This window comes from Nocardioides sp. GCM10027114 (assembly GCF_042659625.1).
Classification (GTDB): Bacteria; Actinomycetota; Actinomycetes; order Propionibacteriales; family Nocardioidaceae; genus Nocardioides.
The window spans coordinates 1-19481 of the sequence record NZ_JBHSSS010000011.1; the positions used below are offsets into that span (position 1 = coordinate 1).

18 protein-coding genes are annotated in these 19481 nt (G+C 73.2%); 10 read left to right on the forward strand and 8 right to left on the reverse strand.

Annotated features, from left to right (window positions below):
- Nucleotides 1-461 (reverse strand): DUF222 domain-containing protein (locus ACFP2E_RS06350; protein WP_378522678.1); only part of this gene is annotated, 461 nt, incomplete at its 3' end.
- A 477-nt stretch (nucleotides 462-938) separates the two neighbouring features.
- Nucleotides 939-1745 carry a class I SAM-dependent methyltransferase gene (locus ACFP2E_RS06355; protein WP_378522679.1) on the reverse strand — a complete coding sequence of 269 codons (807 nt, stop codon included), beginning with the start codon at nucleotides 1743-1745 and terminating at the stop codon, nucleotides 939-941.
- A 67-nt stretch (nucleotides 1746-1812) separates the two neighbouring features.
- Here ACFP2E_RS06355 and ACFP2E_RS06360 point away from each other — a divergent pair, with 67 nt between their 5' ends.
- The 4 genes from ACFP2E_RS06360 (at nucleotide 1813) to ACFP2E_RS06375 (ending at nucleotide 4000) form a co-directional block, all read left to right on the forward strand.
- Nucleotides 1813-2436 carry a DJ-1/PfpI family protein gene (locus tag ACFP2E_RS06360; protein WP_378522680.1) on the forward strand — a complete coding sequence of 208 codons (624 nt, stop codon included), beginning with the start codon at nucleotides 1813-1815 and terminating at the stop codon, nucleotides 2434-2436.
- Nucleotides 2433-2906, forward strand: coding sequence for a MarR family winged helix-turn-helix transcriptional regulator (locus ACFP2E_RS06365; RefSeq protein ID WP_378522681.1), 474 nt, complete (start codon nucleotides 2433-2435; stop codon nucleotides 2904-2906). Before ACFP2E_RS06360 ends, ACFP2E_RS06365 begins: the two co-directional genes overlap by 4 nt.
- 174 nt (nucleotides 2907-3080) lie before the next feature.
- Nucleotides 3081-3428, forward strand: a complete 348-nt coding sequence (locus tag ACFP2E_RS06370; RefSeq protein ID WP_378522735.1) for a helix-turn-helix transcriptional regulator — start codon at nucleotides 3081-3083, stop codon at nucleotides 3426-3428.
- 122 nt (nucleotides 3429-3550) lie between these two features.
- Nucleotides 3551-4000 carry a VOC family protein gene (locus ACFP2E_RS06375; RefSeq protein ID WP_378522682.1) on the forward strand — a complete coding sequence of 150 codons (450 nt, stop codon included), beginning with the start codon at nucleotides 3551-3553 and terminating at the stop codon, nucleotides 3998-4000.
- Nucleotides 4001-4054: 54 nt separating this feature from the next.
- Here ACFP2E_RS06375 and ACFP2E_RS06380 read toward each other — a convergent pair whose 3' ends face one another.
- Nucleotides 4055-4840, reverse strand: a complete 786-nt coding sequence (locus ACFP2E_RS06380; RefSeq protein WP_378522684.1) for a hypothetical protein — start codon at nucleotides 4838-4840, stop codon at nucleotides 4055-4057.
- A 143-nt stretch (nucleotides 4841-4983) separates the two neighbouring features.
- Between ACFP2E_RS06380 and dapD the strand changes: the two genes are divergently transcribed.
- The 4 genes from dapD (at nucleotide 4984) to ACFP2E_RS06400 (ending at nucleotide 10096) form a co-directional block, all read left to right on the forward strand.
- Entirely contained in the window at nucleotides 4984-5979 is a 996-nt protein-coding gene (gene dapD, locus ACFP2E_RS06385) for a 2,3,4,5-tetrahydropyridine-2,6-dicarboxylate N-succinyltransferase (RefSeq protein WP_378522685.1), read from the forward strand.
- A 3-nt stretch (nucleotides 5980-5982) separates the two neighbouring features.
- On the forward strand, nucleotides 5983-6945 hold the full coding sequence (locus ACFP2E_RS06390; protein ID WP_378522686.1) for a hypothetical protein: 963 nt from the start codon (nucleotides 5983-5985) through the stop codon (nucleotides 6943-6945).
- A gap of 55 nt (nucleotides 6946-7000) precedes the next feature.
- Nucleotides 7001-8500, forward strand: a complete 1500-nt coding sequence (locus tag ACFP2E_RS06395) for a hypothetical protein (protein WP_378522687.1) — start codon at nucleotides 7001-7003, stop codon at nucleotides 8498-8500.
- Between the two features lie 90 nt (nucleotides 8501-8590).
- Nucleotides 8591-10096 (forward strand): hypothetical protein, encoded by a 1506-nt coding sequence (locus ACFP2E_RS06400; RefSeq protein ID WP_378522688.1) that lies wholly within the window; start codon nucleotides 8591-8593, stop codon nucleotides 10094-10096.
- Between the two features lie 219 nt (nucleotides 10097-10315).
- Here the strand turns inward: ACFP2E_RS06400 and ACFP2E_RS06405 are convergent, their stop codons facing one another.
- The 3 genes from ACFP2E_RS06405 to fdxA form a co-directional block, all read right to left on the reverse strand.
- A complete protein-coding gene (locus tag ACFP2E_RS06405) occupies nucleotides 10316-11611 on the reverse strand; it encodes an esterase-like activity of phytase family protein (protein WP_378522689.1) in 1296 nt (431 codons plus the stop codon).
- Between the two features lie 112 nt (nucleotides 11612-11723).
- Entirely contained in the window at nucleotides 11724-12836 is a 1113-nt protein-coding gene (gene dapC / locus ACFP2E_RS06410) for a succinyldiaminopimelate transaminase (protein WP_378522736.1), read from the reverse strand.
- The gene (fdxA, locus tag ACFP2E_RS06415; protein WP_378522690.1) at nucleotides 12833-13159 is read right to left on the reverse strand and encodes a ferredoxin; all 327 of its coding nucleotides are present in this window, start codon (nucleotides 13157-13159) and stop codon (nucleotides 12833-12835) included. The genes dapC and fdxA overlap by 4 nt, the downstream gene beginning before the upstream one ends.
- A 68-nt stretch (nucleotides 13160-13227) precedes the next feature.
- On the opposite strand from fdxA, the gene ACFP2E_RS06420 reads away from it, so the two are divergent.
- Nucleotides 13228-14223 carry a GNAT family N-acetyltransferase gene (locus ACFP2E_RS06420; protein ID WP_378522691.1) on the forward strand — a complete coding sequence of 332 codons (996 nt, stop codon included), beginning with the start codon at nucleotides 13228-13230 and terminating at the stop codon, nucleotides 14221-14223.
- Between the two features lie 644 nt (nucleotides 14224-14867).
- Nucleotides 14868-16154: an aspartate--tRNA(Asn) ligase gene (gene aspS / locus ACFP2E_RS06425; RefSeq protein ID WP_378522692.1), complete on the forward strand. Its 1287-nt coding sequence runs from the start codon at nucleotides 14868-14870 to the stop codon at nucleotides 16152-16154.
- Between the two features lie 68 nt (nucleotides 16155-16222).
- Here aspS and ACFP2E_RS06430 read toward each other — a convergent pair whose 3' ends face one another.
- Together ACFP2E_RS06430 and ACFP2E_RS06435 are read right to left on the reverse strand one after the other, a co-directional pair.
- Nucleotides 16223-17944 (reverse strand): VanW family protein, encoded by a 1722-nt coding sequence (locus tag ACFP2E_RS06430; protein WP_378522693.1) that lies wholly within the window; start codon nucleotides 17942-17944, stop codon nucleotides 16223-16225.
- A gap of 68 nt (nucleotides 17945-18012) precedes the next feature.
- Complete coding sequence (locus tag ACFP2E_RS06435; RefSeq protein ID WP_378522694.1) at nucleotides 18013-19461, reverse strand: MFS transporter; 1449 nt, start codon at nucleotides 19459-19461, stop codon at nucleotides 18013-18015.
- Nucleotides 19462-19481: the final 20 nt, after the last annotated feature.

The following is a 19481-nucleotide window of genomic DNA, read 5'->3' on the forward strand; positions in this document are numbered from 1 at the left end:
TGGGCGGCCTGGTCGACGAGGTACTCCTCCGCCTTCGCGACGACGTCGGGGTCGAGGTCGGCCGGCAGGTCGTCGAGCGACGTGACCAGCACCCGCGCCTGCGCCGGATTCACCGCCCCCGACGCCTGCCCCTGCCCGACCCGGGACCACCTGCCGGTGATCGCCTCGGCCAGCCGGGCCGCCCCCAGCGCCGGCCCGGCGTCGGTCCGGGTCGCATTGGCCAGCCACGCCGCCGCCGACCGCGCACCCGAGTCCAGCGCCACCTCGTCAGCCGACGCGAGTACCCGCAGCTTCAGCTCCTCCACCCGCGAGGCCAGCGCGGTCAGCTCGACCAGTGCGGCCGCCTGGTCCTCGGTCCGCATGTATGCCGGGTCCACCTCGGCCACGAGATCGAGTTCCTTGCCGATCGCCTCCGTGCACGCCAGCACCGGGTGCATGGGGTGCAGCGGCCGGATCGACATACCCAGACACTAGGCGCGACCACCGACATGTTTTCGAACGCCAGTTCGACCTGTGGAGACGTCATCGGCCGCCTTCGGTTGTGGACGGAAGCCGGGCCCGGAACTGACTCACCGACCGCCACCACGCGCCGGTCCGGCTCGTCGACCCCCCCCCCGCGGCGCACGCACAACGGACCTCGAAGCGCTCACCAACCGCGTACGGCGCGACCAAAGCAGCAAGCTCCGGACTCACTGGGACCCCATCTCTGGTCATGCCCCCAGAATCTGGGGGCACCACCGATCAGGTGTCCGCGATGTCTTGAGACTTAATCCGTCCGCGATGTCCCGAGCCTTCACACTCGCTCCGCTCGCACCTCAACCACCGGCTCGTGCCCACCGCAGCACGTTGACAGCCCATCGCAACCACACGCCGGTCGAGCTCGTCGAGACCACCCCCTCACTGACCTCACCGGGTCTCGACGGCCCGACCACCGTGGGTCAGCGGCGGCGGGCGACGGTGAGCAGGACCTCGGAGTGGTCGTGCAGGTCCTCGGGCGACACGGCAGCCAGCCGTCCCTCGACCCGCGCGACCACCTCGGTCTGCGCCTCCCGCCCGAGCTGGGCGAACCGCCAGCCGAGCGAGCCGCAGCGGGTCCGGAGGGCGAGGGCAGTCTCGGCGGAGAAGCGGCCGTCGAAGGAGCGCGGCGTGGTGCTCACCTCCGTGAAGTGGTCGTCGAGGAGCGCGGCCATGCTCTCGACCGTGTTCGTCTCCTCGTCGGACCGGGGCGGCGGGTCGAACACCGGGGCGCCGACCCGGTCGAGCTCCTCCCGGACGGCGACGTCGGCGGCGGTGCTGACCTGGGTCCCCCAGGTCGCCGCGAGCAGCCAGCCGCCGGGGCGGAGCACCCGCGCCACCTCCGCGACCCCCGTCCGCGCGTCGGGCAGCAGGAAGAGCATGAAGGACAGCACCGCCACGTCGGCACACCCCTTCGCCAGGGGCAGCTGCACGGCATCGGCCTGCACTCGCGGCGTACCACCGGGGACGCGCCGGAGCATCCCGAGGCTGCGATCGAGGGCGACGACCGCGCCACCCTCCCCCGCAGCACGTCGCAGGTCCCCCAGCAGCGCACCCGTCCCGGCGGCCACGTCGAGCACCGTCCGGGGCCGGTCCGGCGTCGGCAACGCGGACACCAGGTCGCGCGCATGGCGGTGCAGCTCCGGCGCCCAGTACTTCTCGTAGGCCTCGGCGCCGGCGTCGTACACCTCTGCCAGCGCCTGCTGCGGCGTCCGCTCCAACCCCTGCATGTTCCCGACCCTAGGCCCGCCGCCCGGCACGTTGACAGCACACTGTCAATCTTGACAGGATGCTGTCATGTCCTCCTCGCGACCCACCGTCCACATCGCCCTCTACGACACCTTCGCCGACTGGGAGCTCGGCCACCTGACGACCGCCCTCAACGGCGACGACTTCCACCAGGGCCCCGGCTACGACGTCCGGTACGTCGGCGCCACCCTCGACCCCGTCACCAGCATGGGCGGGATGCGGGCGCTGCCCGACGTGCTCCTGCACGACCTCTCCCCCGCCGACAGCGCGATGCTCGTGCTGCCCGGGTCGCAGATCTGGGCCACCGAGGCGTACCGCCCGTTCGTCGACAAGGCCCGCGACTTCCTGACCGCCGGCACCCCGGTGGCGGCGATCTGCGGCGCCACCGGCGCCCTCGCGCAGGCCGGGCTGCTCGACGACCGCGCCCACACCAGCAACGCACCCGAGTTCCTCGCCGCCCTCGGGTACGCCGGAGCCGCCCACTACGTCGACGAGCCGGCCGTCGTCGACGGCGACCTGGTCACCGCCTCTGGCGTGGCGCCGGTCGAGTTCGCGCGGGCGGCGCTGGCGCGGCTCGACGCGTGGTCGCCCGAGGTCCTCGACTCGTGGTTCAGGCTCTACCGCCACCAGGATCCCGCCGGTTTCCACGAGCTCATGGCCGCCTCGTCGTGACCACCGAGCGGAGCCCCCAGCCGACCACCGAGCGGACCCCCGAGCAGGAGCTCCTCGGCGGCGTCGCCGTCACCACCTTCAAGGTCAACGGCCAGGTGCTGGAGCTGGCCGAGCGCCTGGCCCGCCCGGTCGGGCTGACCGCGGCGTGGTGGCAGGTGCTCGGCGCGGTGCTGCCCGCGCCGCTCACGGTCTCGGGGATCGCACGCGAGATGGGCATCACCCGGCAGAGCGTGCAGCGGATCGCGGACCTGCTGGTCGAGCGCGGGCTCGCGGAGTACGCCGACAACCCGGCGCACCAGCGCGCCCGGCTGGTGGTGGCCACCGAGGAAGGCCTGGCAGCGGTCAGGCGGATCGGACCGGCCCACGCCGACGCGGCCGCACGACTCGCCGCCGAGCTCGGGACCGAGCGGTTCCGCGAGGTGCTCGCCGCGCTGCGGGACCTGTCCGCGGCGCTGGAGGCGCTGGAGTAGGACGCCGGGTCTCGACGAGCTCGACCGGCGTCATTCCCTGCCCTGCTCACCTTCCGGGGTTTCGAGGCTCGGCGCCGGCGCGCCTCGCACCTCAACCACCGATCGTGGGTCGGGTGAGAGGGTGGGGACGTGGAGCGCGACGACCTGGTCCGGCTGCGGCGGGCGCGGGACCGGATGGACCGCGACTACGCCGAGCCGCTCGACGTACCGCTGCTGGCGCGCGAGGCGCACATGTCGACCGGGCACTTCCAGCGGGCGTTCAAGCAGGCGTTCGGCGAGACGCCGTACGCACACCTGATGACCCGCCGGATCGAGCGGGCGATGGCGCTGCTGCGCAACACCGACCTGTCGGTCACCGAGGTCTGCATGGCGGTGGGGTGCACGTCGCTCGGCTCGTTCAGCTCGCGGTTCACCGAGCTCGTGGGCGAGACACCGACGGCCTACCGCTCTCGGTCGCACGACGACCTCGTCGGCGTCCCGGGCTGCGTCGCCAAGCTGGTCACGCGTCCCCGTCGCGCCTGATCACAGCGCCTGACCCCAGCGCCTGACCCCAGCGCCCGACACCAGCGCCGGCCCCCAGCGCCGGCCTAGGCGGTCAGGAACGGAGAAGCGCCCACGCCGACCGGCGCCCTAGCGTTCGGAGCATGACGACCCACACCCAGAACCCCACCTCCACGATCGCCCTCTCCAACACGTTCATCCACGTCGCCGACCCGGAACCGGCGCTTGCGTTCTACCGCGACGTCCTCGGCTTCACGGTGAAGCTGGACGTCAGCAAGGGCGGCTTCCGCTGGGTCACCCTCACCACCCCGACGCAGCCCGGCATCGAGCTCACCCTCAACCAGATCGGCTCGGGCGTGCCGGCCTCCGACGCCGACAACGAGGCGCTGAAGGACCTGCTCGCCAAGGGCCTGATCACGTTCCTGATCTTCGACTGCGACGACGTCGATGCGCTGTTCGAGCACGTCCGTGCCAGCGGTGCCGAGGTCCTCCAGGAGCCGGCCGACCAGTTCTACGGCGTCCGCGACTGCGCCTTCCGCGACCCCGCGGGGAACATGGTCCGCTTCAAGTCGCCGCTGCCCCAGCAGGGCTGAGGCGTCCGGGCCGTGTGCCACCCGGCCCGGCTGGCCGCTGCCGTCGCGCCGCGGTCAGCCTTGGGGGCGCAGCTTGATGAACGCCTTGGCCATGGACACCTCGCGACCCCTGGCGTCGAACCCGGTCGCCAGCACCCTGAGCCGGGCCACTCGCGCCCGGTTCAGCCGGACCGGCAACCTGACGCGGTAGTAGTCGGCGCCGGGGGTGCCGACCCGGACGCGCCTGGTGTCGAGCCCACGTCCCTTCCCGACGAGGCGAATCCTGTCGACGTAGCAGGGGACCCACATGTCGACCCGCACAGCGACCCAGCGGCCGACGGGAACCCGCTTCGACCCCTGGGCCGAGACCTCCAGTCGCGCCGGGTCGGAGACCAGGGCCCCGCGGGGGACACCGTCCATCCGGTCGTGCTGGACGCCGTCCTGACCGTGGCCGGTCACCGCGATCCACGCACAGTCGGGTCGGCTGGGCAGCTCCATCCGGAGGTCGAACGTGAGCGTGGCGCCGTCCCGGACCACGCCGCCCTCGGGCGAGTGGGTGCTCACGACCGTGGTGCTCGTCGCCGAGCATGAGCCGTCCCCCAGTCGATTCCCGAACGCCACGACGAGGGCGGCTTCGGTCTCGGCGGTCGGCGCCGCGGCGAGTGTCACGTCTCCCCACAGCCGCTCGACGGAGGAGTAGCGGAGGTAGAGGGCGGCACCGTCCAAGGTCCTGGCGGGCTCGGAGGAAGCCGGCATGCCGGCCGCGTGCTCGGTGAAGGTCCAGCGCACCTCCGTGACACCGCCAGGCTCGCACGCCTCCACCGGGGCCGCCCAGGCCACGAGCCCGAGTGCGACCAGCACCGCCGGCCACGCACGACGCCCTGCCCCCGGTTGCCTCAATGCTCCGGTCCCCTCATCCCCGAACCCCGATCTCGCCCCCGCCTCACTGTAGAGGTGCGCGGGCCCGCCGGACCACGATCAGCGGTTCCGTACGATTGGTCGACGTGAGCCACGCAGAGACCTCCCCGACGAACGCACCCACGAACGCCCCCGCGAATGCCTGGGGGTTCGGCCTCGCCACCGTCGTCGCCGGCGGCGACTCCGAGGGCACCGTCCTCGACGTCTGGTTCCCCGAGCCCACGCTCGGCGAGGCGCCCGCCGACGCCCACACCCCCGACGCCCTGGCCGCGCTCGAGGGCGACGACGAGGTGCGCGGCGTACGCCGTGAGGTGCGGCTCGTCGCGATCAAGGACCTGCAGGCGGCGCCGGAGTCGACCGACGACGTCTGGCTGCGCCTCCACCTGCTCTCCTCGCGCCTGGCCGTCCCCCACACCATCTCCATGGACGGCGTCTTCGGGCTGCTCACCAACGTCGTGTGGACCAGCGCCGGCCCGTGCGCGGTCCAGGGCTTCGAGATGACGCGGGCGCGACTGCGCGCCGCCGGCCATCACGTCACGGTCTACGGCGTCGACAAGTTCCCGCGGATGGTCGACTACGTGATGCCGACCGGCGTGCGGATCGCCGACGCCGACCGGGTCCGCCTCGGCGCCCACCTCGCCGAGGGCACGACCGTCATGCACGAGGGCTTCGTCAACTTCAACGCCGGCACGCTCGGCGCCTCCATGGTCGAGGGCCGGATCTCCGCGGGCGTGCTCGTCGGCGACGGCTCCGACGTCGGCGGCGGCGCCTCGATCATGGGCACCCTCTCCGGTGGCGGCAAGCAGGTCATCTCCGTCGGCGAGCGCTGCCTGCTGGGCGCCAACGCCGGCCTGGGCATCTCCCTCGGCAACGACGCGGTGGTCGAGGCCGGCTGCTACGTCACGGCCGGCACCAAGGTCACCATCCTCGACATGGACCGCAAGCCGAAGGTGGTCAAGGCACTGGAGCTCTCGGGCGCCAGCAACGTGCTCTTCCGCCGCAACTCGGTGACCGGCACCGTCGAGGCCGTCCCGTGGCAGCGTGACGGGATCGTGCTCAACGCCGACCTCCACGCCAACTAGCCGATGCGCCTCCGTGGGGTCCTCGTGGTCGGGGGCCTGGTCACCCTTGCCCTCGTGGCGCTGCTGGGCTACCGGCTCGTCGACCGGGTCACCCCGTTCTTCCAGCAGGAGCAGTGCGTCGCGACGGCCGACGACCGCAGCGTCTCGCTGAGTCTCGAGCAGGCCGAGAACGCCGCGCTCATCACCGCGATCTCGGTGCAGCGCGGGCTGCCCGCGCGGGCCGCGACGATCGCGCTGGCGACGGCGTACCAGGAGTCGAAGCTCTACAACATCGAGTCCGGCGACCGTGACTCGCTCGGCCTCTTCCAGCAGCGGCCGTCGCAGGGCTGGGGCAGCCCGGAGCAGGTCCTCGACCCCGTCTACGCCACCAACAAGTTCTACGACGCGCTGGTGCAGGTCGACGGGTACGACTCGATGGAGGTCACCGTCGCGGCCCAGGAGGTGCAGCGCTCCGCCTACCCCGACGCGTACGCCGACCACGAGGACGACGCCCGGGTCCTGGCCTCAGCGCTCACCGGCAACTCCCGCGCGGCCTTCCACTGCGTCACCGACGGCGACGCCGCCGAGGCGGCCGACCGGCTCACCGACTCGGGCCTGACCCGCCGCGCTGACGTCGTACGCCGCGACCTGCTGGCGGCGTTCGGCTCGCTGTCGCTGGGCGGGTTCGCGCCGGGCGGCGTCCGCGACGGCCACCAGGAGGGCTCGACCCACTACGACGGCCGGGCGGTCGACGTCTTCTTCCGGCCGGTGACGCCGGAGAACAAGACGCGCGGCTGGGCGGTCGCGCAGTACCTCGTGGCGCAGGCCGACCGGCTCGGCATCCAGAACGTCATCTTCGACGACCGGATCTGGACCTCCGGCGGCCGCTCCGACGAGGGCTGGCGCGACTACAACCCGCCGAGCCGGTCCGGGTCCCGGGAGATCCTCGAGCACCGCGACCACGTGCACGTCGACGTGTTCGACTGAACACACCGGCCCCGGCCTGCTTCACTCGAGGTCGCTCGCCGCCGATGATGGGCGCGTGCCGCGCGCCTCGGAGACCATCGACGACGCGACCCCGCTGGAGGGGTCGCGCATCGACGTCGGCGCCCGCATCGGCTGGCTGCTGCGCACCCACCGGACCGTGGCAGGGCTGTCCCTGAGGCAGATGTCCGCGTCGCTGGGCGAGGTCGGGGTCCGCGCGTCCGCCGCGACGCTGAGCCGGATCGAGGGCGAGGGGAACGCGACCAGCTCGCTGCTCGACGGCTACACGACCGTGCTGGGCCTGCCCACCGGGCAGCTGTGGACCGCCGCCGCGATGCTGCGCCGCAGCTTCTCCTACGCCCCGCCGGCCACGGACGACACGGTCCGCGACCTCGACTCCTACAGCGCGGCCTGCGACGCGGTCATGGGAGAGGCCCCCACGGGCGGCGACTGGCTGATCTTCGCGCGGCACCACGCCACCCCGGCCGGCTTCGGCCTCCCCTACTCCCTGGTCACGCCGCTCGTGCGCCGGCTGGCCCAGGAGTGCGCTCGCGGGTCGCGGACGGCGCGCGCCGTCCGTCAGGAGGCCCTCTCGCTGCTGATGAAGGGCCCCTACCGGGACCACCTCGCGTCGGCACTGATGGAGCTCGTCGACGAGCCGGACAACCAGAGCTTCTTCCTCCTCACCGGCGTCCTCGGCGACGTCCCGACCCCCGAGGTCGTGCACTGGGCGGGGCGGCGTCTCTCGGGCGCCACGCGCTTCCACGTCTGGGGCGGCTCCTACGTGCTGCAGGGCCTGCTCGTCGGGGGAGGCGTGACCCTCGAGACGTGGATGGAGGTCGTGCCGGCCGTCGAGGCCGGCTGGCGGGCCGCCGGCGACGACGCCGACCGGGCCGCTGCGCTGCGGGAGCTCTGCGCCACGCTGCCGCTCGCGGTGCAGGCCCAGCTCCCGACCGACGTCTGGGCGGCGCCCACGTCGCCGCGGGCCACGGTCCGCTGGGACCGGGCGGCCGACAACGACCACTACACCTTCGCGAGGCGGATCGCCCGGGAGGTCACCAGTCGCCTCGACCAGCCCGCCGAGCCGATGCTGGAGAGGCTGGTCTTCGAGGGCTGCTTCGAGCCGCGGGGCACCCGCCTGTCCATGGCCTGCTGGCTCACCTCGCTCTCGGCCTTCGCCCACACCACGGCCGAGGTGGTCCTCGAGCGGCTGCGGTCCGCACCGGACGCGGAGAGCCGCGCGGCCGCGCTGCGGCTCGCCGTGTTCTGCCACGACGGCCGCAGCGTCCCGGGGCAGGACCGGCTGCTGGCGGACGCCACCCCGGCGGAGCTTCCCCAGGTGCTGACCCTGCTCGGCCGCAGCGGCGCCACCCTGCCCGAGGAGGCACTGCGGCGCGGCCTCGCCGGCGACGCCACCGCCGTGCGGCAGACCCTCTTCTGCCTCGGCATGGCGGGCGACCCCCGCCTCGCAACGCTGGCCGACGACCCGGCCCAGCCGGACGACGTACGCCGCGGCGCGCGCTGGTGGCTGCGCGCCGGACCACGAATCGTCGACTGACCCCCCTTCACCCCGGACCCCCGGGCGACACGCACCCCCGGCCGCGACCCCCTCCACCCGGCGCCGACGCCGGGCACCCATGATGGGCGGGTGCCTCGCTACTCCGGGACCATCGACGACACCACGCCGATGACGGGTGGCCGGATCGACATCCCGGCCCGCCTGCGGTGGCTGCTGCGCACGCACCGGACGGTCGCCGGCGTCTCGCTGCGCCAGATGGTGGCGGCGCTGCGCGAAGCGGGCCTCCAGGTCTCCGCGGCGACGCTGAGCCGCGTCGAGAGCGAGGGCACCCCCAGCCCGGGCGTGCTCGACGGCTACAACGCCGTCCTCGGTCTGCCGTCCGGCCAGCTGCGCACGGCCGCGTTCATGCAGCAGCGGTCGTTCTCCTACGCGCCGGCGCTGCCGCCGGAGGACCTGCCGCGCGACCTCGACCGGTTCACCGCGGCGTACGACGCCGTGACCGGGCCGGCGCCCACCGCCGGCGAATGGCTGCTGTTCGCGCGCCACCACGCGAGCGAGGTCGGTTTCGGGCTCCCGCGCTGCCTCATGGGGCCGCTCCTGGAGCGGCTCGTGGACGAGACGCCGCGCGGGGTCTCGCTCGCCCGCATCGTGCGGTACGAGGCGCTGCACACGCTCAGTCGAACCCCCTACCGGGACGTGGTGATCGACGCGGTGCATGCCGCGGTGGCCGACCCGCACCACCAGGCCGTCGAGTGGGCCACCGGCATGCTGGACGGCGTGCCGGCCCCGCGGCTGCTGCCGTGGGCGGGCGAGCTGCTGGCGGCGCCCTCACGCTTCCGGGTGCGCGGCGCCGCGCACCTGCTGCAGAGCATCCTGGTGACGGGGCGCGTACCGCTGGAGGACTGGCGCCGGCTCGTTCCGGCCTTCGCCGTCGCGTGGGAGGCTGCGCAGGCCGACCCCGACCGCGTCGCGGACGTCGCCATGCTCTTCGCGGCGCTGCCGGTCGAGGCGCGCGAGGACCTCGCCTACCGGATCGGCGGGTGCCTGCCCGACGTGCCGCGGGCGCCGGTGAAGTGGGACCGCCGGTTGGACAACGCCCACTACGGACTGGTGACCGACCTCGCCCGTTCCGTCGTGGCGCGGATCGGGCAGCCGCAGGAGCCGCTGCTGGCGCGACTGCTCTTCGAGGCCTTCTACGAGCCGCGCGGCGTACGCATGTCCAACGCGGCCTGGCTGGTGTCGCTCTCGGCGTTCGCTCCGCTGGTCCGCGACGCCTGCTTCGAGCTCGCTCGGCGACCGGGGCTCGCGCCCGAGACGCTGACCGGGGCGATGCGCGTGGGCACGCTCTGCCACGACGGCAGCCGGATCGACACGACCGGGCTGTGGGACTTCCCCCAGCACCTCGAGACCGCCCAGGTGCTCAGCCTCGCCGGCCGCAGCGGGATCCCGATCCCCGGCCGGGTGCTCGAGCGCGGCCTGGCCGGCGACGAGACCGCTCGTCGGCAGACGCTCTACGCCCTCGGCATGAGCGACGACCCGCGGCTGCGCGAGATCGCGGCCGACCCGGCCCGGCCCGAGGCGGTACGTCGCGGCGCGGAGTGGTGGCTGCGGAGCGGCCCGCGGATCCTGGCCTGACACGGCGTGGCTGCGGGGCTTCACGGGCCTTGGGGAGGGGGTCGCGGGGCGGCTGCTGTCCCCGGTACGGCAGCCACCCCACGAGCATCGGCACACACCCCCCGGTGCTGCGAGACGAGGCTAAGCGACGTCCCCGTCAGATCGAGGCGTTGTTGCACAACTGTTGCGCTCTGCAACAGCTCTTGCCTCGTGGTGCCTCGCGGGTGCCTCCGCGATGCCTCAGGGCAGCAGCCGCTCGTCGACCCGCAGCGTGCGACCGAGGTCGATCTCGAGGTACTCGTTGACGTCCCTGACGCCCGCGCCGCGGCCGCCGGTGGCCGGGTAGTTGTTGTCGTTGAGCACCGCGATCGTTTCCTCGTCGAGGATCTCGACGTCCTCGATCGTGACGTAGGGGAACGTGAACGGGTCGCCGAAGCCACCGACGCCGTCCGGGTTCGCGAGGTCCATCAGGTCCACGAGCAGCTCCTTGTCGGCGTACCCGTCCTTGTCGCGGTCGCGCAGGTCGACGAGGTAGATCCGCTTGAACCGCGCATGGTCGCCGCTGAGGCCGTCGCGCTCGATGAGCAGGAGCTGGTGGCGGTTGACGGCGATGAGGTCGCCGAGCGCGTGGTCGGGCGACTCGAGGCGGTAGCGGAGGAAGTCGCCGGTGAACCGTGCACCGGGGTGGGCCGAGCCGTTCCGCAGCCGGACGTCGTAGATCCGCAGGTCGGCGGCGCGGCCGGCGGCCTTGTCCTCGGCGGTGGCGCCCTCGAGCATCGGGAGGAGGCGCCGGCCGTTCGGCGAGATCGTCATCCCCTCGAAGCCCCGGGAAGCGGCCAGGTTGGGCTGCTCCCCCTCGGCCAGGGTCGGGTTCTGCGGCGACTTCACGCCCGGTGTCGCGATCGGCGCCTCGAGCAGCCGGCCACGCGCGTCGGTGTGCAGCAGGAACGGTCCGAACTCCTCGCCGAACCACAGCGTGCCGTCGGGGGCCACCTGCATCGACTCGAGGTCGAAGTCCCAGCCGGTCAGCAGCCGGTCGCGGGCGGGGCACTCGTAGCCGGCGGGGAGCCCCTCCGGCTTCTCGGCGGCCTCGGCGCAGCCGCCGTCGCGCCAGGTGGTCCACGGGATGTGGCGGTCCGGGTCGCTGAGGTGGAAGCCGCCCCGCACGTCGACCCGCTCGGCGTCGGTGTCCGTGGCGATGCGGTGGACCCGCAGCAGGTAGTCCTGACTGTTGGTCTTGGCGCCGAAGCCGTTGTCGCTCATCGCGAGGTAGCGGTTCCCACCCAGCGCGTGGACCGCGGAGAAGCCCTGGACCGGCTGGCCCGGGAACGGCGCGGCCGGGTTGCCGGTGAAGTGGCCCGACGGCTCACTGCCGGGGACGAACGTGTCGGCGGGGAGCACGGCCCAGCCGGCCAGCTCCGGCTCGCCGTCGCGGCCGGGGTCACCGCCGTCGTACGACGAGGCGGGGGCAGCGAGCACGGGTGCGGCCAGCAGGGATGCGGCGGCGAGGGCCGCGAGGGGGTGGCGGAGGCGCATGTCGGCAACCGGACCTTCCGAGATCGGGGACGTCGCAGGTCACCCGACCAGACCCGGACGAGCGGCAGGCGACGAGCGGGTGACCGGCGGGTGGCCGGCTCCCCTCCCCCGCTCAGGAGGTGGCGAGGCGGGCGACGGCGGCGTCGATCCGCTCGTCGGTGGCCGTGAAGGCGACCCGCACGTGGCGGGCGCCGGCCGCGCCGTAGAACGAGCCGGGGGCGACGAGGATGCCGCGGTCGGCGAGCCAGGAGACGGTCTCCCAGCAGTCCTCGTCACGCGTGCTCCAGAGGTAGAGCGACGCCTCGGAATGGTCGACCCGGAAGCCCGCGGACTCCAGCGCCTCGCGCAGCTTCGCGCGGCGGGCGGCGTACCGGGCGTGCTGCTCGGCGACGTGGGCGTCGTCGTCGAGGGCCGCGACCATCGCGACCTGCTGGGGGCCGGGCATCTGCAGTCCGAGGTTCTTGCGGACCGCGAGCAGCTCACCCACGACCGCGGGGTCGCCGGCGACGAAGGCGCAGCGGTAGCCCGCGAGGTTGGACCGCTTCGACAGCGAGTGGACGGTGAGGATGCCCTCGTGGGACCCGCCGCAGACGTCGGGGTGCAGCGCGGAGACGGGCTGCCGGTCGTCGTCCCAGGCGCACTCGAGGTAGCACTCGTCGGAGACCAGCAGGACCCCGCGCTCACGGCACCAGTCGACGACCTTGCGCAGGTGCTCGACGGGCAGCACCCGGCCGGTGGGGTTCGACGGCGAGTTCAGCCAGACCAGGGCGGGGGTCTCGGGGCCGAGCGACGTCAGCGAGTCGGTCGCGACCGCGCGGGCGCCGGCCAGCGCCGCACCCACCTCGTACGTCGGGTAGGCGAGCTCGGGGTAGACCACGAGGTCGCCCTCCCCCACGCCGAGGTGCAGCGCGAGCGAGCCGATCAGCTCCTTGGAGCCGATCGTGGGCAGCACGCCGTCGAGGCCGAGGCCGGTGACGCCGTGACGGCGCGCCAGCCAGTCGATGCAGGCCTGCCGGGTCTCGGGTCGGCCGATCGTGACCGGGTAGCCGGGGGCGTCCGCCGCTGCGCGTAGTGCCTCCTGGACGACCTCCGGGGTGGGGTCGACCGGCGTACCGATGGAGAGGTCGACGAGACCCTCCGCGTGCGCGCCGGCGCGCTCGCGGAAGGCCGTCAGCTTGTCCCAGGGGAAGTCGGGAAGACGCCCCGAGACCGGACCTCCGGTCAGTGGTCCTGGTTCTGCGGCGGGAGCGCCTCGATGAAGGGGTGGTCCTTGTCGATCACGCCCATCTTGGCGGCGCCACCCGGGGAGCCGAGGTCGTCGAAGAACTTGACGTTGGCGTCGTAGTACTCCTTCCACTCCTCCGGGGTGTCGTCCTCGTAGAAGATCGCCTCGACCGGGCAGACCGGCTCGCAGGCGCCGCAGTCGACACACTCGTCGGGGTGGATGTAGAGCATCCGCTTGCCCTCGTAGATGCAGTCGACAGGGCACTCGTCGACGCACGCCCGGTCCTTGAGGTCGACGCACGGCTGGGCGATGACGTAGGTCACCAGATCCTCCTCTGGGGCACGGGTTCCGCGGATGGTTCCTCGGTTCGGGGCCAGCCTAGTATCCCCCCGTGCAGCAGCCCTCGGAAGCCCACCGGCTGGGACCCCACGTGGTCGGCCAGCGGGTCGTCGTGCGCCGGCTGCTGCGTGGCCAGACGGGTCCGTCGGGCGGCCCGGCGATGACCGACCTGCTCGGGATCTGTACGGCGTGGGGCGACGGCCGCTGCGTCGTCGTGCCGGAGTCCGGGGAGCCGGTCGAGATCGCCCTGGCCGACATCGTCTCGGGCAAGCCGGTGCCGCCGCGGCCGTCCGTGCGGCACCGGGTGTCGGTCCGGGACGCCGAGGAGCACACGCTCCACCTCTTCCCCTTGTCGGGGCCCGGGGCGCTCGAGACGGAACGGCTCGGCGAGTGGGTGCTGCGGACGCAGCCCGTGCTGGTCGAGCGGCTGGTGAAGCGGGCCAACTCGGCGCTGGCGATCGCCGACCCGGGTGTGGGTGTGGATGAGGCTCTGGAGCGGGTCGTCGACTTCTACTCCTCGCGGGGGCGGCCGGTGCTGGTGCAGGTCGAGGCGGACTCGGACGTGGAGGCCTCGCTGGTCTCGCGCGGCTGGTCGGTCGTGGCCGGCGGCGACGCCGACTTCCTCCTCGGCTCCCTCCCCCGCGCCCTCCGCGCCGCCCGCCGCGACGTACCTGCGGCGCAACCTACGGAGGTCGAGCTCGTCGAGACCCACAGCGGCGCGCAACCCACGTCGGTCGAGCTCGTCGAGACCCCGGCCGTCAACCGCGCGACGGTGACGCTCACCCGCAACGGGCGCGAGGTCGCCCGAGGCGAGGCCGCCCTCCACGACGACTGGCTCGGCCTGCACGGGCTCGTCGTCGACGACGCCCACCGCCGGCAGGGCCTCGGCACGGCCATCGTCGCCGAGCTGCTCGACTGGGGCGGCGAGCACGGCGCCACCACCGCCTGGCTCCACGTCGAGACCGCCAACACCGCCGGCCACGCCCTCTACGAGCGGCTCGGCCTCACCCGCCACCACGGCTGCCGCTACCTCGCCCCGCCCACCTGAGGTCCCGGCCCTGCCTTCTCTTCCGGGTTTCGAGGCTCAGGCGCCAGAGCGCCTTCACACCTCAACCACCGGCCGTGGCACCGGTGATCGAGGTGCGAGGCCGGCCGCGGCCGAGCCTCGAGATCCCCGCACCGGCGCAGGGCGGTAACCACACGGACGTCGCCTGTCCTGAGTAGGCGCGCCAAGGTCTCGACGAGCTCGACCGGCGTACCTCAACGCCCTGCCTCCCGTCGAGCCTCGACTGGCACCCACGCAGGGCGGTAACCACACGGACGTCGAGCCCGTCGAGACGTCACTCAGGTCTCGACGAGCTCGACCGGCGTGTGGTCACCGCCATGCCTCCTCGTAAGGGGTCTCGACGGGCTCGACCGGCGTGTGGTCACCGCCCTGCCTCTTCATACGGGGTCTCGTCGAGCTCGTCGAGACGTCTCCCTCGAAAAGGAGTTGGTGGGGGCGGCCGGGGACTCCTACGATCTCGGTGGCTCCGCGCGAGGCGTGACGACCCTCCCCCGGCGAGGCGGGGAGCGCGGGCCCGTGCGTACGACGTACCGACGAGAGGCCGGCGTCCAGTCGGCGAAGGTGTGGTGGCACCGCGACCTTGCCCCCGCCCACACCTCCAGGGCTCCCCCTACTGGAGGTGAAGGATGCAACGCACACTCTGTTCCGACCTGTCCGCCGCGACGCCCGGCTCGACCGTGCGCCTGCAGGGATGGGTGCACCGCCGCCGCGAGCTGTCGGCCGTGACCTTCCTGGTGGTCCGCGACCGGACCGGCCTGGCCCAGGTCGTAGTGAAAACCGCCGACGCCGGGCAGCTGGCCGGCGTGCCGGAGGAGACCACCGTCGAGGTGGTCGGGACCGCGACGGCCAACGCCCAGGCACCGGGCGGCGTCGAGGTCACGGCCCCGACGGTCACGCCACTCACCGAGCCCGCGGTGACTCCCCCAGTGGAGCTGTGGCGGCCCGGGCTCAGCGCGAGCCTGCCGACGCTGCTCGACCACGCCCCGGTCATCTGGCGCCACCCGGCGCAGAAGGCACGGTGGCAGCTGGCCGCCGCGTCGCTGCGCGGGTTCCGGGACGCCCTCGACGCGGCCGGCTTCACCGAGATCCAGACGCCGAAGTTCGTGGCGTCCGCGACCGAGTCCGGCGCCAACGTGTTCGAGGTCGACTACTTCGGCCGGCCGGCGTACCTCGCGCAGAGCCCTCAGTTCTACAAGCAGCAGCTGGTCGGGGTGTTCGAGCGGGTCTACGAGGTGGGGCCGGTGTTCCGCGCCGAGCCGCACGACACGGTCCGCCACCTGGCGGAGTACGTCTCGCTCGACGCCGAGCTCGGCTTCGTCCGCGACCACCGGGACGTGCTGGCGGTGCTGCGCGACACCCTCGCCGGGATGGTCGCCGCCATCCACGAGCACGCCGCGCCGGCCGTCGAGCTGACCGGCGCACGGGTCCCGGAGGTGCCGGAGGAGATCCCGGTGATCCACTTCCGCGACGCGCTCGAGCTGGTCGGCGCGCCTGAGGACGAGCCGGACCTCGCCCCCGAGCACGAGCGGGCGATCGGCGCCTGGGCGCTCGAGGAGCACGGCAGCGACTTCGTCGCGGTCGAGGGCTACCCGATGGTGAAGCGGCCGTTCTACACGCACCCCCAGCCGAACGACGAGCGGTGGTCGAACAGCTTCGACCTGCTCTTCCGCGGCCTCGAGCTGGTGACGGGCGGGCAGCGGCTGCACCGGCCGGCGGACTACGACGCGGCGATCCGGGCGCGCGGCGAGGACCCGGCGGCGTACGCGTCGTACCTGCAGGCGTTCGAGCACGGGATGCCGCCGCACGGCGGCTTCGCGATCGGGCTGGAGCGCTGGACGGCGCGGCTGACCGAGGCGGCGAACGTGCGCGAGGTGACGCTCTACCCGCGCGACCTCAACCGGCTCGCCCCGTAGCCGGCAGCCGTGTGGCTGGCGCCGTCACCGGTGACGGCGTCAGCCACACGGCCGAGGGGTCGAGCGCCTCAGTCGTTCGGCGACTTGCAGACGACCGAGTCGGAGGGCGTGTAGGTGGTCGTGAAGACCTCCCGGTCCACGACCTCGTTGCTGCCCGGCCGGCGGAAGACCCGCGTGACGTCGATGTCGAAGCCGGCGTAGCCGTTGTGCGGCACGCAGTCCTCGTCGCGGATGGTCCGGGTCTTCTCCTCGGTGAAGTTGTACCGGTCGGAGGTGATCGACTCGATGTCCCAGACCTTGGTGGAGTACATCGTGACGGTCACGGCGCCCTGGCCGCCCGGGCTGCTCTGCGAGACGTTCGCGTCGATGAGCACGCCGTACTCGGTGTCGTTCTTGAACCTCAGGTCGAGCGCACCCCACACCACGGTGGCCTCGCGGCCGACCGGGTAGCGGTCGATGTAGAACGAGTGAGGCTTGTGCTCGACGTCCTCGAGGCCGGCGAAGAACATCGCGTTGAAGAGCGTCGTCGCCATCTGCGAGACGCCGCCGCCGAGCTCCTCGCGGAAGACGCCGTCGGCGATGATGAAGCCCTCGGTGAAGCCGTTCTCGCGGGTCCGCTCGCCCACGGTGTCGTTGAGGGAGAAGGTCTCGCCCGGCTTGAGGACGGTTCCGTCGACGAGCTCGGCCGCGCGGCTGAGGTTCACGTTGCGGTAGTCCGCGTGCGGGTAGTACGTCGTGAACGTCGAGACCTGCTCCTTGATCTGGAGGGCCTTGGCGTCCTTGGTGGTGAACTCCGGCTTGGCGACGGTCGAGGGGACCTCCATCCGCCGCTTGCCGTCGGTGGTGGTGACCAGCTCGAGGAACGACGACGTGACGTCCTCCGGCTCGTAGCTCACGCCGGGCTTGGCGGGGACGACCTGGGGCTTGCCGTCGACCAGCGCGACGGTGGCGTCGACGGGGGCGCCGTTCTGGCTGACCCGGTTGCCGACGAGCTTCTTGAGCTGCTTCTTCTTGATCTTCGGCACCAGCTCGCCGTCCTCGGCCTTCACGGCCAGCGCGCTGGTGTAGTCCTTCGGGGAGAGCGTGATCTCGGCGTCGCCGAAGACCAGGGTGACCGGCGCGGAGACGGCCGGGTTGCCGAACTCGTCGAGCGCCTTCTGCACGTCGGCCTCGTCGATCTCGGGCTGCGCCGGGTAGAGGTCGAGCTCGGCGGTGACGCCCTCGCCGAGGTACGCCGCCTCGAGGGCGGCACGGGCCTCGGCGCCGTCGACCTGCTCACCGCCGCGCGGCTGCACGACGCGGACCTTGCCGTCCTTGAACCTCAGGTCGCCGTCGCGCGGCAGCGTGCCCATCTCCGCGACCAGCTTCTCGACGGTCGCGGCCATCTTGTCCTCGTCGACGTCGAGCACGGCGTCGAGGTCGTCGCCGCCGGTGTAGTAGTCCCACAGCCGGCCGGGCGACCAGGACCGCTCGCCGCCGGCCTCCTCCACGGAGGCCTCGTAGTCGACGGCCAGGCCGGCCTCACCGGGCGTGATCCGGGCGACGTCCCCCTCGACCTCGACCGGGATCGGCTCGTCGATGCGGTCGCTCAGGCCCTCCTGGAGCGCCTCCTGCGCCGCGGCGGGCTCCATGCCTCCCACGTCGACCCCGGCGATGGTGGTGCCCCGGGGGACGTTGTCACCGGCGCCGGCGTACGCCGCGGCGTACCCGCCTCCGAAGAGCACGACGAGCACCAGCAGCATGATCACGACGACCTTGCCGCCTGCCTTCTCACGTCCCGGATCAGTCACCGCGCCATGGTAGGAGAGCCCCCCGACCCCGCCCGAAATCGTCGGCCGACACGTGAGAGGGGCCTCACTCAGGCCGCGACGGTGTCCTGGCGCCCGTCCGGCTCGCTTCCCGCGGCAGCGCCGCGCCGGGCGCGGAGCACCACGTACGCCGTCGCGGCGGCCGCGAACGCGAAGCCTGCGGCGACCGCGAGCCCGTCGGTGTAGCCGTCGCTGAGGGCCGCGACGGTGGGGGCGTCGCCGGCGGTCGCGGTGGCCACACTCAGCGCCAGGGCGAGGCCGACCGCGCCGCCGAGCTGCTGGGCGGTGTTGACGAGCCCGGAGGCGAGACCGGCCTTGTCCTCGGGCACGTCGACGGTCGCGGCGACGATGCTCGCGACGTAGGCGAGGCCGAAGCCGAGCCCGGTGACCACCAGCGGGGCCAGCCACGAGGTGTAGCCGGCGTCGGGGCCGAGCCCGGCGAACCAGGCGAGCCCGAGGCCCGCCAGCGCGAGGCCGGTGACGATCGGCGCGAGCAGCCCGAACCGGGCGAGCACCCGCGGAGTGGCGGTGTTCATGGCGACGAGGACGGCGACGAGCGGCGTGATGGCGAGGCCGGTGACCAGCGGGCCGTGGCCGTGGACCTGCTGGAGCTGGAGCGCGAGCAGGAACCACATCGGGAACATCGCCATCTGCCCGAGGGCGGCCACCAGGTTCGGGCCCGCGGTCGCCCGGCGGCGCAGGAAGCCGAGCGGGACCAGCGGGCGGGCGACGCGCGACTCGACGGCCACGAAGCCGGCCAGCAGCAGCACCGCGGCGGCGGCCAGAGCGAGGGTGCGGCCCGACGTCCAGCCGGCCTCGGCGGCGTCGACGACGGCGTAGACGAGGACGGAGAGGCCGGCGGTCGCGGTGACGGCGCCGGCGACGTCGAAGCCTGCGTGGGTGGCGCGACGGGCGACGGGCGGCAGCGCACGTACGGCGACCGCGACGATCACGAGGACTACGGGCACGTTGATCCACAGCACCGACCGCCAGCCCAGGGTCTGGGTCAGCAGCCCGCCGAGGACCAGCCCCGAGGCGCCGCCGGCGCCGGCTGCGGCGCCGAGCAGGCCGAGCGCGCGATGGCGGGCGGGGCCCTGGGCGAAGAGCGTCATCACCAGCGCGAGGACGGCGGGGGCGGCGAGCGCGGCCCCGGCACCCTGGACGGCGCGCGCGACGACGAGCATGGCGGGGTTCACCGCCAGCGCACCGGTCAACGAGGCGGCGGCGAAGACGCCCAGACCGGCCAGGAAGGTCTGGCGCGCGCCGACGTGGTCGGCCAGCCGTCCCCCGAGGAGCAGCAGGCCGCCGAACGCGAGGACGTAGGCGTTGACCACCCACGTCAGGCCGGACGGCGAGACGCCGAGGTCGCGGCCGACGCTGGCCAGCGCGACGTTGACGATCGCGGCGTCGAGGATCAGCAGGAACTGGGTGGCGGCCAGGACAGCCAGCACCGGGCCGTCGGCGCGGCCTGACGACGTGGGGGTGGGTCGGGTACTCATGGGACCTCCTCGGGTTGGTG

Coding starts and splice junctions, on each gene's coding strand:
- ACFP2E_RS06370 (WP_378522735.1), top strand. CDS start 3,081: ATGGACCGCGACTACGCCGAGCCGCTCGACGTACCGCTGCTGGCGCGC.
- ACFP2E_RS06405 (WP_378522689.1), bottom strand. CDS start 11,611: ATGCGCCTCCGCCACCCCCTCGCGGCCCTCGCCGCCGCATCCCTGCTG.
- ACFP2E_RS06355 (WP_378522679.1), bottom strand. CDS start 1,745: ATGCAGGGGTTGGAGCGGACGCCGCAGCAGGCGCTGGCAGAGGTGTAC.
- ACFP2E_RS06375 (WP_378522682.1), top strand. CDS start 3,551: ATGACGACCCACACCCAGAACCCCACCTCCACGATCGCCCTCTCCAAC.
- ACFP2E_RS06390 (WP_378522686.1), top strand. CDS start 5,983: ATGCGCCTCCGTGGGGTCCTCGTGGTCGGGGGCCTGGTCACCCTTGCC.
- ACFP2E_RS06360 (WP_378522680.1), top strand. CDS start 1,813: ATGTCCTCCTCGCGACCCACCGTCCACATCGCCCTCTACGACACCTTC.
- aspS (WP_378522692.1), top strand. CDS start 14,868: ATGCAACGCACACTCTGTTCCGACCTGTCCGCCGCGACGCCCGGCTCG.
- ACFP2E_RS06435 (WP_378522694.1), bottom strand. CDS start 19,461: ATGAGTACCCGACCCACCCCCACGTCGTCAGGCCGCGCCGACGGCCCG.